This window comes from Bordetella sp. 15P40C-2 (genome assembly GCF_009763235.1).
GTDB lineage: Bacteria > Pseudomonadota > Gammaproteobacteria > Burkholderiales > Burkholderiaceae_B > Bordetella_A.
The window spans coordinates 1-13,975 of sequence record NZ_WSJA01000037.1 but is presented as its reverse complement, the minus strand read 5'-3'; the positions used below and the strand labels follow the sequence as shown (position 1 = coordinate 13,975).

The following is a 13,975-nucleotide window of genomic DNA, read 5'->3' as shown; positions in this document are numbered from 1 at the left end:
TCAAACCTCCATATCTGTCAAGTGCTCGCGCAGGGCATGCGCGGCCAACAGAAAAAAGCCCTGGCCAAAGAGCGTCCACCCGAAGGGCACACCGGGACCGCCGGGCACCATAGCAACGCCTGGCACCTTGCCATTGGGTTCGACGCTGCCCGCGACCACAATAAAGGCCTTGAGTGCGCGTGCCCGCAACGCGTCAGCCGAGTGGCCCTCGACGCGGATACCGAGCTCGACGGCGCGCTGCGCGGCATAGGCATACATCAGCGTGGCCGAGGCCTCGAGGTTAGACAAGGGGTCATCGAGTACGTGAAAGAAGTAGCCCGAGGCATCCTGCATCGACGACATCGCGCCGAGCACACGCGCGTAGGTCTCGCGTACAAAGCCGGCTTCGGGATGCTCGGGCGCCAGCGTCAGCAGCTCCGCGCAGCACGCCAACAGCCAGCCGTTGCCGCGCGCCCAGAATGTGGATTGGGGAAAATGATTGGGCTTCTCGCACCAGGCGTGACGGGCCAGATGGAATTCGGGATCCACTAGTCGCCGTACATGGACTCGGAACTGCTTGAACGCCTCGTCCACCGGGCCGGAGTCGTTGGTAAGTTTGCCGTAGTGCGCCATGAATGGGCACATCAAATACGTGAAATCGATCCACAGCTCGGGCCCTTCACCACGCGACCAGATGCCTCCCTCACTGGTACGGGGCGCATCAAGCAGCGCCTGATATTGACGCGCCGCGCTCGCGAGATAGCGCTCATCGCGACTGCGTTCGAATAACTGCAGCATCGGCGCGCCCACCGCCGCAGTTTCGCTCGCCAGGGGGGTGAAGGAACGAATATGTCCGCCGCTGGATGTGTGCCAGTCGCCATAGCTCAGGTTGCCGTCGGACTTCTGCGTCGCCACGGCGCGGTCTATCCAACGCTTGGCCAGCGGTCGGAATGCTTCCTGATCCCATATCAGTAAACCCGACAGTGCCGGCGCTTTCTGCCAACAATCACGCTCGTTGGGGTTGTCCCGAATAAAGCCGCTCACGCGCTGAACCAACTCCTCCAAACCCATATTGACTTCTCCTTTTCGGATACATACTATGTGGCCGGTATGTTATGGACCGTGTGGGTGGCTGTCAAGCGAACAGGCAGGCTTGTCTGACCTCAGCGGACGCAAGGCATCCCGACTCAAAAATCTCAAAGGAGCTTCGCATGAATGGTTCGGAAGCAATGGTTCGCACCCTGCTCAATCATGGCGTTTCAGTCTGTTTTGCCAATCCCGGCACTTCGGAAATGCACTTTGTCTCGGCGCTCGATCGGCTGCCGCAAATGCGCTGTGTGTTGGGCTTGTTCGAAGGCGTTGTCACCGGCGCGGCCGATGGTTACTACCGGATGACGCGTCGGCCCGCGGCGACGCTGTTGCACCTGGGATCCGGGCTGGGTAACGGCATCGCGAACTTGCACAATGCCAAACGCGCGCGTTCGGGCATCGTCAATATCATCGGCGAGCATGCTCAGGACCATATCGCCAATGACGCGCCGTTGACGTCGGATATTCAGGTGCTGGCGCGCCCGGTATCGCATTGGGTACGTACTTGCGCTTCGGCTGTCACGGCTCCAGCCGACACGGCAGAGGCCGTGCGCGTGGCCAGCGGCTCGCCGGGCCGTGTAGCGTCGTTGATCTTGCCTGCCAACGCGTCGTGGGAAGACAGTCCCGCGGGCGCTGTTGAAAGGACCTACGGTACGCGTCCGTCGCCATGCACCGCGAGCAGCGTGGTGGACGATGTCGCCAAGGCCCTGCGCGCCGCACAGGTGCGGCCGGATCAGATGGCCTTGCTATTGGGCGGGCGCGCCATGTTGGGTGAAGGCCCGCGTTTGGCCGCGCAGATCGCCGCGCGTGTCGGTTGCAAGCTCTATGCGGAAACCAAGAATGCCCGTTCATTACGCGGCGCGGGCCGCGTCAATATTCCCCAGATTCCTTATCCCTTGAATGGCGCTTTGGAGGCGCTGGATGACATTCGCTTGTTGGTCTTGGTCGATGCCGTAGCGCCCGTCGCCTTCTTCGGCTACCCGGGCAAGCCACGTTTTCTGACACACCCCGAGTGCCGGATCGAAACCCTGGTGTCCGCAGAGGAGGATGTCGAGAGTGCATTGCAAGCCTTGAGCGATGCCGTCGGCGGCAAGCCTGGCGAGTTGGTGTATGTGAGCGACGGTACGCAGCGGCTTGCCTGGGACGCGCAGGCTCGACCCAATTCACAGGATATGGGAAGAGTACTCGCCGCGCTGTTACCCGAGAACGCGATTGTGGTCGACGAAGCCATCACCACTGGCAGGCAACTGCAGTCAGGCGCGGCGGCCGGTCGGCCGCATGATTGGCTCGAGATCACCGGGGGCGCGATTGGATATGGGTTGCCCTGCGCCACGGGTGCAGCGGTCGCGTCGCCCGGGCGAAAAGTTGTGGCCATCATCGGGGATGGCAGCGCGATGTACACGTTGCAGTCGCTGTGGACGATGGCACGGGAAGGCTTGGACGTCACCGTTGTGATCTGCGCGAACCGCAAATATCAGATCTTGCAAGGTGAACTCGCCGCCATGGGGGGGCCACCGCCTGCGGCCAACGCCACGCGCATGTTGTCACTCGAGCAGCCGCATCTGGACTGGGTCAAGCTGGCCGAGGGGCAGGGCGTAAGTGGTAAGCGCGTGGACAACATGGACGCGTTTGCAAAAGCCCTGGCCGCCGGGCTGGCGAGTGGGGGGCCGAATTTGATCGAAGTTTTGCTCTGAGTGTAGCGGCCTCGGCCGCGCATGCTCATTCCAAAGACACCGCATAGGAAACCAACAGGAGACAATCATCGTGCTGAATAAAAATTCCTTGCTTCACGTCAAACGCATGCTGGGCGCTATGGTCGGGGTCGCCGCGGCGTGGGCCCCCGTGTCGGCGAGTCAGGCCGCGTACCCGGACAAGCCCATCACCGTCGTCGTCCCCTTTGCGCCGGGCGGCTCTACCGATCAGATCGGCCGCATTGTGGCCGAGCATCTGCAAAAGCGCTTCAAGACACCTGTCGTGGTCGAGAACAAACCGGGCGCAAATGGCACGGTCGGTAACGCTTATGTCGCGCGCACCAAGGCTGACGGCTACACGCTGCTGATCGGCGGCACCGATATCGCGGCCAGTCCTTACCTTTATAAGAATCTGCCCTTCGATCCGAAGGACTTCATTCCCATCGGATTGGTCGCCGAGTTTCCGTTCGTGATGTTGACCAATAAGAGCAAGGGCTTCACCACTGTGCAGCAATTCGTGGACTACGCGAAGAAGAATCCGGACAAGGTCAGCTTCTCTTCCGCTGGCCTGGGCAATTCGACCCATCTGGCGGGCGAAACCTTCAAGAAGGCCGCCGGTCTTGACGGCATGGTACATGCGCCGTACAACGGCAGCGCGCCGGCGTTGGCGGCTGTACTGGGCAACCAGGTAGACACGGTGTTTGATACCGCAATCACTGCCGTGCCTTTGGCCACTGGCGGGCAAGCGACAGCGCTTGCCGTGATCGCGCAACAGCGTCTCGCGCAACTGCCCGATGTCCCGACCATGACCGAACTTAACTACAACGAATATTCCAAACTGGTGCCATGGTCTTGGAAGGGCGTATTCGCGCCGGCTGGTACGCCGCCCGAGGTCGTTGCTACGCTGCGCTCATCATTGGCCGATCTGGCGTCAGACCCTGCCTTCAAGCAACGTATCGAAAACGCCGCCTCTCTGCCCGTACCGCCGAAAACCCCAGAGCAATTGGAGCAGTTCCTCGCTGATCAACGCGCGGGCTGGAAACGCGTGATCGAGGAGGCGCAAGTTCAACCGCAGTAACCCCAAGGGAATGATGTAGTAAGCAATGCCTGGCTGTTCATACTAATAAAGTGAAGGAGACTCACCCATGAAACGCAGAACTTTGCTGAGCGTAGCGCTAGCCGCCTGCGCGCTTTTCCCGCTCGGCGCCATGAGCGCCGAGCCAACCTGGCCGTCCAAGCCTGTCAAACTCATCGTCGCGTATCCACCCGGAGGGGCCACCGATACCCAGGCTCGCATCGTCGCCAAGCGCCTGTCGGAGAAGTGGGGACAACCGGTCATTGTTGAAAACAAACCCGGCGGCAACACCGTCATCGCGACCGACCCGGTGGCCAAGGCGAATCCGGATGGTTATACATTGCTGCTGACGGCGATGCCTGTGCTTCTGAATCCCATTCTGATGGAGAAGCTGCCGTACGACGCGGACAAGGATCTGGTGCCGGTAACCACGCTGACATCGATTTCAAATATCCTCGTCGCGGCGCCTGATTTTGGGGTCAAGAACGTGCCCGAACTCATCGCCAAAGTGAAGGCGAATCCGGGCTCCGTGTCCTTCGCCTCTGCTGGAGTCGCCACCTCCACGCATTTGTCCGCCGAACAGTTTGCGAGCATGACGGGCACCAAGATGACGCACGTTCCGTACAAAGGCAGCAGCCCCGCGCATCAGGATCTGATTTCCGGACGTGTGCAAATCATGTTTGATAACGGCGCGCTACAGCTGGTGAAGGCAGGCCGCGTCGTGCCGCTGGGCGTCACGTCGGCCAAGCGCCTGCCATGGTTGCCCGACGTGCCCACGATCGCGGAGCAGGGGGTGCCGGGCTACGAGGCATCCGCCTGGTACGGCATCTTCGCGCCCGGAGGCACCGACCCCAAAATCGTTGATAAGCTCGCGAAGGATATCACTGAGGTGGTCCGCGCTCCCGACCTGCAGCCGCAGTGGGAGGCCATGGGCGCGATGGCCGGGGGCGGAACGCCGCAGGAGTTTCGCGATTATTTGAAGAAAGAAAAGGCGCGATGGGAAAAGGTTATCCGGGAACAGAGCATTAAGTACTGAAGCGCTCTCAGCGTTAGACCGGAAGCACATACGGACCCCTCTTAGGGAAAACGCCCGGTATGGATGCGTTGACCCGCTTCCTTCCCGGGAGCTAGACTTGTCGTCCTACGATCGTAGTTTATCGAAATTCGATAAAGATCACCGCTTTTCAATTAAGTGCCGTCGTTTCCTTTACTTGGTTTTAGGAGGGTTGTGCCGTGAAGCGTAGTATCTCGGGGGTCCCCGGTCATCGTGGTTCGGAAGCGGAAGGAGGCTTAGTCTCCGCCTCTCGTCGAAGCTTTCTTGTGTATCAGGGTTTGGCGGGCGCGAGTCTGCTGTTGCCCTCGGGATTGACGTGGGCGCAGTCCGATCAGCCGCGCAAGGGCGGCATCATTCGCGTCGCGACTCATACCCAGAGCACGAACGACACGTGCGATCCGTCCAAAGCCATCATGGTGAACGACTACCTGAGGATGAAGGCTTTCTATAACGGCTTGACCTGGGTAAACGACAAGGGGGAGGTCGTGCCCGACCTGGCCGACTCCTTCGAGATGCAAAACGCCGGCAAGCGTTGGGTATTCAAACTCAAGAAAGGCGTGCAGTTCCACGACGGCTCCAGCCTCAAACCCGAGGATGTTGTCTACTCCTTTATGCGCCACAAGACCGGACCCTCCGTTGCGAGTCAGCTGGCAGCGAACATAGAGCGTGTCTCGGCTGATGGCGACGCGGCCGTGGTCTTTGACCTCGTGCAGCCGGATGTGGATTTCCCGTTGGTGGTGGGCACTTTCCATTTCGCCATCTTGAAAGACGGGCACAATGACTTCGCCAACCCGATTGGAACGGGTCCCTTCAAGGTCAAGGAATTCAAGCCCGGACTTCGTACCTCGGGTGAGCGCAATCCGCATTACTTCCGCGAAGGGCTACCCTACCTGGACGGGTTCGAGATCATACAGATCCTGGATACCGACGCGCGCGTCAATGCACTGCTGGCTGGTGACATCCATCTGGCTTCGGAACTGCGTGGAGCGGCGATTGACCAGGTTAAGAACGCCAACGCTGCCGGCCTGCTGGTCAGCCCCAGTCGCCGCCTGTCGGCGATTCAGTATCTGTGCGATCAGGCACCTACCGACAACCTCGAGCTGCGCACCGCGTTGAACTGTCTGATCGATCGCAAGCGCTACATCGACGTTGTACTCAAGGGGTATGCGACGATCGGCAACGATCATCCTTTCATGCCGGGCCTACCGTACTACAACGATCAGTTGCCCCAACGCGAACTTGATCGCGAGCGCGCCAAGCATCATTTCCAAAAGTCGGGTTTTGGCAGCCAACGCCTAGAGCTCAATGTATCAGATGCCGTGCCGTTCAGCGTTGATGTGGCGCAGCTGATGCAGCGCGAAGCAGCGCGCATCGGCATGAATCTCGACGTGCGGCGCAACCCTACCGATGGCTACTGGAGCAATGTTTCCGGCAAGCGACCGGCTGCGGCCAATACCGTGGTGCCGCGTCCCACCTATGGCATGAACCTCAATTTGAGCTGGCGCTCCAATTCGCCGCTGAACAAGTCCAGTCTGAAAAGCGCCCGGCTCGACGAGCTCATCGATTTGGCCGCCGCCGAAGCCGATATGGCCAAGCGCGCAGAACTCTATGGTGAGGTGCAGCGCATTATCTATGACGCATCAGCGATGACCATGCCGGCGTTTCCCAGCTATGTCGATGGTGTCTCCAGCAAGGTGAAGGGTTTGAAACCCATGCCTGTCGGGCCGCTGGGTGGCTACGACATTGGCAACGTTGCCTGGTTAGCTGATTGAGGAAATCCATCATGTTGCGGTTCGTCGCGAAACGGTTGGCGGCGGCCTTGTGCGTGCTCCTGGCAATCTCAGCGCTGGTGTTTTTTGCCGGCGCATTGTTGCCGGGGGACGTCGCGCAAGCGCAGCTGGGTCAGTACGCCACTCCCGAGGCCTTGGAGAAACTTAGAGCGCAGCTGGGCCTGAACCAGCCCCTGGGTGAACGTTATCTACAGTGGTTGATAGGAATGCTGCAGGGCGATTGGGGCCAGTCCATGGCGAATCAGGCACCTGTCTCGATGCTATTGGAGGAACGCCTGCACAACACGCTGGTACTAGCGGGCGCCACGGCCGTGATCGCGGTACCGCTGGCGATCACCCTCGGCATCTTGATGGTGCGCTATGTGGGGTCGGCCTTCGACAAAGTCTGTTCCACGGTTCTGCTGGCCTTTTCCGCGACACCCGAATTCCTGATTGCGACCGTCGCGGTGCTGGTGTTGTCGGTCAATCTGGGGTGGCTGCCGGCCGTCTCGTACGTGGACCCGAATATGCCGGCGGGGACCGTAGCGCGTGCCCTCGTGCTGCCAGTGTTGGTACTAGTGCTACATGTCGCGGCGCAGATCGCTCGAATGACGCGCGCCACTATCAACAACGTCATGGCGCAGCCTTATATCGAAATGGCGGCGCTCAAGGGGGCCTCGCGCATGCGGTGCATCGTGCGCCATGCGTTGCCTAATGCAATCGGTCCCATCGCCAACGTGGTCGCGCTGAACGTCGCCTACATGATTAGTGGGGTTGTGGTGGTCGAGACCATTTTTGCGTATCCAGGCATGGCTCGCTTAATGATCGATGCGGTGACCGCGCGGGATATGCCGGTAGTTGCGGCCTGCGCGATGATTTTTTCCTTGGCCTACATTGGTCTCATGTTCTTGACGGACGTGCTGGCCATCGCATCGAATCCGCGTCTGCGTAACCGTCGGGAGGGACGTGCAGTATGACCACACAGGTGAGCATTTCACAACCGGTCACGGCACCGCCAGCGCGGCGTCGCAAACATAGCGGTGTTCTCCAATGGCTGTGTATCGCGATACTCGCCGGGTGGGCGGTTGTCGCTATCATCGGACCTTGGATTACGCCCCATCATCCCGATGACTTTATTGCCGATGATGCCTACGCCAGCGCGGCACGCAGTATTTTTGGCACGGACTATCTCGGCCGCGATATTTTTTCACGCCTGATCGAGGGCGCGCGTGTCACGTTGGGTATGAGCTTAGCGGCTACGTTACTGGCCCACGCGATCGGAATCAGCCTCGGCCTGCTCGCCGCGACACGGGGCGGCGTCATCGATATGTTGCTAGGTCGGCTGGCCGAACTGGTGCTGTCTTTGCCTAAGATCATTGTCGGTCTGGTGATCATCGCGGCCATGGGGCCATCCTTTACCGTATTGGTGACATTGACCGGCGTGGTTTATTCGGCGGCAGTGTTTCGAATCGCCCGCTCGCTTGCCGCGGATGTCGCTGTGATGGATTACGTGCGAGTCGCCCGGGCGCGCGGTGAGAGCACGGCATGGATTGTGTTTCGGGAAATTTTGCCGAATATCCTGCGTCCTCTCGCGGCGGACTTTGCGTTGCGATTGAGCTTCGCGATGCTGTTTATCAGCAGCTTGAGCTTCCTGGGTCTTGGTGTGCAACCGCCGGACGCGGATTGGGGCGCGCTCGTGCGCGAGAACATCTCGGCCCTGTCGCAAGGTAAGCTCACGCCGATCTATCCGGCCGCCGCCATCGCCAGCGTCACAATTGCGCTGAATCTGCTCGTCGATCAATGGAGTTCGGAGGCGGCGCGATGACCCGTTCGCTTATTCTCGACGTTCGGCACCTCAACATTGAATCAGACAAAGACGGCTCTTTGGTCGTCAATGATGTTTCGCTACAGATCCGCGCCGGTGAGGTGCTAGCGCTAATCGGTGAGTCTGGTTCGGGCAAGTCCACCATCTCGCTTGCATGCTGCGGAATGGTACGGCCTGGACTGCGCGTACGTTCGGGCAGCGTGAAGCTCGAGGGTCAGGACATGCTTGCGATGTCGCCAGCGCAACTGCGTCGATTGCGTGGCCGGAAAGTCGCCTATGTCGCGCAAAGCGCCGCCGCGGCATTCAATCCGGTCCTGCGTCTCGACAGCCAGATCACGGAGTCATCGCGTATCCACAACAGCCGCAGCGAACAGGACGCGAATCAATTAGCCAAGACTTTGTATGGTCGTATGCAACTGCCGCAGCCGGAAAGTATCGGCAGCCGCTATCCCCACGAAGTATCGGGCGGGCAGTTGCAGCGCTTCATGATCGCGATGGGCATGATGGAAGATCCGGCACTGATCGTGTTCGATGAGCCGACCAGCGCTCTGGACGTTACGACCCAGATCGAAGTGCTCTCCGCCATGCGCGCCGCGGTACGCGGGCGCAATGTCGCGGCGCTATTTGTCAGCCACGATCTGCCGGTGGTGGCACAGATGGCCGACCGGATCCTGGTGCTACAGCGCGGTCGGATGATCGAGAGCAATGCTACCGAGAGCATTCTGCATCGGCCCGAAAAGTCTTATACCCAAAGCCTTGTGGATGCATACCGGCGGCGCGACGCAGCACCCGTGCGCGCGCCCGTCGCCAACAGCCAACGACCACCCATTCTGCAACTCGATGATGTACAGGCAGGATATGGCGCGCGCGACCGTCACGGCATGCCGGAAAAGCTGACCTTGCATCCGACAAGCCTGACGCTGCATGCGGGCGAGATCATCGGCATTGTCGGCGAATCGGGATCCGGTAAGAGCACATTGGCCCAGGTGGTCGCCGGCTTGCTGCCTGCGGCATCTGGCCAAATCCGCTTGCATGGGCAACCGCTTTCGGCTGAGTCTGACCGACGCACCATAGAAGAACGGCGCAAGATCCAAATCCTGTTTCAGATGGCCGATACGGCACTTAATCCCCGTCAAACGATCGAGGACATTCTGCATCGCGTCCTGGTCTTTTTCTGGAAGATGTCGCCCGCACAGCGCCGGGCCCGGACGGCCGAGCTACTCGAGATGGTACAGCTGCCCGTCGAGCTGGCTACTAAGTACCCCGGCCAACTATCAGGAGGTCAGAAACAACGCATCAACCTTGCGCGTGCCCTGGCGGCACAGCCCGAGGTACTGATCTGCGATGAGATCACCTCCGCGCTGGACACGGTCGTCGGTGCGGCGATCGTGAAACTCATCGAACGTCTGCGAGATGAGCTGGGCCTGGCGATGCTGTTTATCAGCCACGACCTGCCGACGGTCGGGATGATTTCGGACCAGATCCGCGTGATGCAGTTCGGACGTACGGTTGAAGAGGGTCCCGCGCATCGGGTCATGCGTGAGCCCGAACATGCATATACCCGTACTTTGCTCGCGTCCGTACCCGAATTGCGCAGCGAATGGTTGGACGAACGGCTGTCGCTCAAACCGATGGGCGACAACACAGCCCGCGTTGAACTGTCGAACTTTTCTTGAAATCTGGAGACGCCATGGCTGTACGGCCGCTGCAAGAGTTGAATGACCAGCAATACGATGTGCTCGTGATCGGAGGTGGTGTAAATGGTGCAAGCTCCGCCCATCATCTCGCCGCCGCCGGCTATTCCGTGTTGCTCGTGGAGAAGGGGGATTTCGGGTCTGGCACCAGCAGCCGTTCGAGCCGCATCCTCGGCAATGGCATGCATTATCTTGCCGGTGGACATTCCCCATGGGATTTTCTCTTTAAGCCTAAACGCTTTCTCACTGGTTGCCGCATGGCCCGATTCGCGCTTGCCAGCCGTGGGCAAATGGTGCAGGCCACACCGGAGCGCTTGAATCGCGTGAAGTTCGCGTTTCCGATCTACAAAAACAATCTCTATCGCCCGTGGCAGTTCGACGCCGGCATCAAGGTGTTGGAAAAGCTGGGCACGCATGGTGTGGGCTTGGGCTATAAACGCATCTCTGCGCAAGACGCGCGCAACCAGCCGTTATTGAAATGGCTGCGGCATCCCGACCAGATCGCCAGTGTGGCCACCTTCGATCAGTATCAGTTCAACTGGCCCGAACGTGTCGTCGTAGACACGGTGATGCATGCGCAGGAAATGGGTGCGGAGGCCAGAAACTACACCCGCGTCGAAGCATTGGCGCGAGATAGCGCAACGGGGAAATGGCATGCGACGCTGCGCGATGTCGAACATGACGAGACGGCGCGCGTATCGAGCCAGCTAGTGCTGAACGCGGCCGGTATCTGGATTGACCAGGTCAATCGCCTGGCGGGCGACGATGTGGGCCAAAAGATCACCGGCACCAAAGGCATTCATATCGCGGTGCGTCTGCCCCCGGAATGTCGCGATGCCTGCGTGACGTGGCAGAACAGTCAGAATGAACATATGTATGTACTACCTTGGAAAGGGCTGCACTATATTGGTCCGACAGAGACCCTCTACGAGGGTAACCTTGATGATATCTATCCGACCGAGGAAGAAATTGCCTGGGTAATCAAGGAAACGCTCGATATGTTGCCGGGTATGCCCCTGAGTCGTGCCGACGTGCAATACGCCTGGGCCGGTGTCAGGCCTTGGACCTATAGCCCGCAAGCACCGAAAGGTCTGCGCGTGCGGGTCCTGCATGACTTGGCCTCGGAGGGCCATCCCGGTATGCTCGCATTGACGGGCGGCCCATTGATGAGCCATCGTTCCGCGGGGCAAGAGGTGCTGGCGGGCGTGCGCGAACGTTTATCACCCAGCGGCTCGCCTAAGACTATTTCTTATCACGCGCGTCTGCATCCAGATGCCGATGAATTAGGATGTCTGCCGGGCATGCCCGAGGTCAGCTACGCCGCGCTGCGATATGCGGCAAAGCACGAGTATCCGCGACATCTGGTCGATCTGCTTTTCAGGCGCGTGCCTGCTGGATGGTCTGACGCGATGCGGCCGGAGATCGCACTGCCCGCTGCGCAATCCGTGGCCGACATTTTGGGCTATAGCGCGCAGCAATGTCAGGAAGAGGCAGACGCCTACGCACGCTATCTCAAGCGTTACCACCTCGTGGGTTAAAGGTTCATGATATTGATGTGATGGCTGCGCGGCGTGGGGCCCGCCCGCGCCTCACGCCGTCTGCGCCGCAGCCATCCGTATTAAATGATCCAACAGCAGCTTGGACGCACCGGACAGCGTCTCCTTGCTACGCACACACAGCTTCAACTGCCGTTGCGCCCAAGCATCGGTGAGCGGAATAATCGCCAGATCTTCCACCACGTGCATCGACAATGCCTTGGTAGGCAGAATTCCCAACCCCAACCCCGCTCGCACCATGGCAACCAGGGCATCATACGAGGTGACTTGAAAGCGCAAGCGCAAGCTGCGGTTCATCCCTGCAGCTTCGCGCGTGAACAAATAGTTGGCAGCGCTGCCACGATGCATGCCTACGTGGTCATAGTCCAACGTCTCGGCAAAGTCCACTTGATCGCGGCCTGCCAATGCATGTCCCCGTGGCACCACCACCGACATCACGTCGCGATGGTAGGGGAATAGGTCCAGTCCTTGCTCGTCATCTGATTGGGTGTAGACGCCGATGTCGGCCGCATTGTCGAGCACCGCGCGCGTGACGCCCGCACTGACGGATTCTTCCAGATCGATTTGCACATTGGGGTGCTGATCCATGAAGCGACGCAGTTCGGTGGGAAGGAACTGCGCAATGGACGACAGGTTGGCGGCAACGCGCACCCGGCCACGCAGGCCCACGGAATACTCCCGGATTTCGGCCGCCAAATCCTGGGTCTGGTGCAACAGGGCCCGGGCCCGCCGCGCTAACGCACGCGCGGCGCTGGTGGGCTCGACGCCGCGCGCGTGGCGTTGAAACAGCGTCACGTCCAGCATACGTTCCAAATCCGCTAATCGTTTCGACAACGCCGAAGGCGCAATGTGTTCGCGCGCGGAGGCGCTGGCAATGCTGCCTTCTTCCAGGACGGCGAGAAACACTTGCAGCGAGTACAAATCCAGGCGGGTCGTCATGCTCTCAGTGCGCTTTCAAAACCATTCCGATTAAGGCGGATAGCTTACTTCATAGACGGCGTGGGAAAGGGCGTTGCTTTGCCCTAGACCGTCTGCGCGAACTGCGACGCCACTCCGGAAGCCATAACGATGTCCTCTACAATGCTGCGTTATGCCGCACTCGCAATGAGGTGGCCCGCAGCAAAGAGTAGTATGGCCAGCAACAAGAAATCGACCTCTAGTAAGAAACGTTCCAGCTCCGCAAGCAAGGCCGCGTCGTCCGGCGGTGTCGCCAAGTTTTTGGGGACTTTTTTCGTCTTTTTGGCGACCGGTTTCGGTATTGGCACGTACGGGCTTAATCCGCAGTGGCGAATGCCCGACATGGCGAGCCTGCCGGTCTGGGCGCAGGATGTCGCGCAACGCCTGCAGGGTCTTTTGCCCGCGTTTTCTTCTGTCGACAACCACGCGCCGTCCGTACATGCCACCGGCGAGACGGTCCAAACCCAATTCTTCGCCTGTCCGCAATTTTTTCCTGGTCAAGCTCCTCTCATTCCCGCCTCGCAACAGCTACGCGAGCTCTGTTTTTCGGGATTTGCGGTTCTGCATAGCGGACAAACCAAGACGCCTGTGTTTGTGGCAGAGCGCTTGAACAGGCAATTGCTCGCGCAAGGGCAGGGCTTGCAGCGTACCGACAAATTCTATGCAGACGCCCGGCTGCCCGCGACAGAACGCGCCGAGCTCGCCGACTACAAAGGGTCGGGCTATTCGCGGGGGCATATGGCACCGGCGGCGGACATGTACAACGCCGACGCCATGGCGCAAAGTTTCTCGCTAGCCAATATGGTGCCGCAGGACCAAACCCATAATGCAGGGCCCTGGAGCAAGATAGAACAGGACACGCGTAAATTTGTCGAGCGTGCCACCGGTGATGTGTATATCTTTACCGGTCCCGTCTACGACGAGCGACCCAAAACTATTGGTAGCGGCGTGGCCGTGCCCAGCTATTTGTTCAAGCTTGTGTATGACGAGTCGACGGGCAGGGCGTGGGTACACTGGCAGGCCAACCGCGCCGATACGAAAGTTGGAGCGCCGATCAGCTATGAGGAGTTCGTTAAACGTACGGGCTTACATCTTTTGCCCGCTGTGCGCTGATATCGCGCAAGGAATCACAGACCCAAACGCATAGCGAGGATAAAAAAACGGCGCCCAAGCTGGGCGCCGTCAGTCTGCTGACAAACCCTCCCGTAAAACGGAGGGTTTGTTCATAATAGAGGGATGTTAAAAGCCCCGACTGCTTACCAGCACGAGCTGGAGATGGTGACGCT

11 protein-coding genes are annotated in these 13,975 nt (G+C 59.7%); 9 read left to right on the top strand and 2 right to left on the bottom strand.

Going from position 1 to position 13,975, the window contains the following annotated elements:
* Window positions 1-1,050, bottom strand: coding sequence for a glycoside hydrolase family 88 protein (locus GOQ25_RS15510; protein WP_160351384.1), 1,050 nt, complete (start codon window positions 1,048-1,050; stop codon window positions 1-3).
* Between the two features lie 140 nt (window positions 1,051-1,190).
* Between GOQ25_RS15510 and GOQ25_RS15505 the strand changes: the two genes are divergently transcribed.
* The 8 genes from GOQ25_RS15505 (at window position 1,191) to GOQ25_RS15470 (ending at window position 11,714) form a co-directional block, all read left to right on the top strand.
* Window positions 1,191-2,762, top strand: coding sequence for an acetolactate synthase large subunit (locus GOQ25_RS15505; protein WP_160351383.1), 1,572 nt, complete (start codon window positions 1,191-1,193; stop codon window positions 2,760-2,762).
* Window positions 2,763-2,832: 70 nt separating this feature from the next.
* A complete protein-coding gene (locus GOQ25_RS15500; protein WP_370519967.1) occupies window positions 2,833-3,837 on the top strand; it encodes a Bug family tripartite tricarboxylate transporter substrate binding protein in 1,005 nt (334 codons plus the stop codon).
* A gap of 67 nt (window positions 3,838-3,904) precedes the next feature.
* Window positions 3,905-4,870, top strand: coding sequence for a tripartite tricarboxylate transporter substrate binding protein (locus GOQ25_RS15495; protein WP_160351382.1), 966 nt, complete (start codon window positions 3,905-3,907; stop codon window positions 4,868-4,870).
* A 197-nt stretch (window positions 4,871-5,067) separates the two neighbouring features.
* Window positions 5,068-6,660, top strand: a complete 1,593-nt coding sequence (locus tag GOQ25_RS15490) for an ABC transporter substrate-binding protein (protein WP_160351381.1) — start codon at window positions 5,068-5,070, stop codon at window positions 6,658-6,660.
* 11 nt (window positions 6,661-6,671) lie between these two features.
* Complete coding sequence (locus tag GOQ25_RS15485; RefSeq protein ID WP_160351380.1) at window positions 6,672-7,634, top strand: ABC transporter permease; 963 nt, start codon at window positions 6,672-6,674, stop codon at window positions 7,632-7,634.
* Entirely contained in the window at window positions 7,631-8,482 is an 852-nt protein-coding gene (locus GOQ25_RS15480; RefSeq protein WP_160351379.1) for an ABC transporter permease, read from the top strand. The genes GOQ25_RS15485 and GOQ25_RS15480 overlap by 4 nt, the downstream gene beginning before the upstream one ends.
* On the top strand, window positions 8,479-10,158 hold the full coding sequence (locus GOQ25_RS15475) for an ABC transporter ATP-binding protein (RefSeq protein ID WP_160351378.1): 1,680 nt from the start codon (window positions 8,479-8,481) through the stop codon (window positions 10,156-10,158). Before GOQ25_RS15480 ends, GOQ25_RS15475 begins: the two co-directional genes overlap by 4 nt.
* Window positions 10,159-10,172: 14 nt before the next feature.
* Window positions 10,173-11,714 carry an FAD-dependent oxidoreductase gene (locus tag GOQ25_RS15470; RefSeq protein ID WP_160351377.1) on the top strand — a complete coding sequence of 514 codons (1,542 nt, stop codon included), beginning with the start codon at window positions 10,173-10,175 and terminating at the stop codon, window positions 11,712-11,714.
* A 51-nt stretch (window positions 11,715-11,765) separates the two neighbouring features.
* Here GOQ25_RS15470 and GOQ25_RS15465 read toward each other — a convergent pair whose 3' ends face one another.
* Window positions 11,766-12,671, bottom strand: a complete 906-nt coding sequence (locus GOQ25_RS15465; protein WP_160351376.1) for a LysR family transcriptional regulator — start codon at window positions 12,669-12,671, stop codon at window positions 11,766-11,768.
* A gap of 141 nt (window positions 12,672-12,812) precedes the next feature.
* Between GOQ25_RS15465 and GOQ25_RS15460 the strand changes: the two genes are divergently transcribed.
* Window positions 12,813-13,802, top strand: a complete 990-nt coding sequence (locus GOQ25_RS15460; protein ID WP_236844610.1) for a DNA/RNA non-specific endonuclease — start codon at window positions 12,813-12,815, stop codon at window positions 13,800-13,802.
* The last annotated feature ends 173 nt before the right edge of the window (window positions 13,803-13,975 follow it).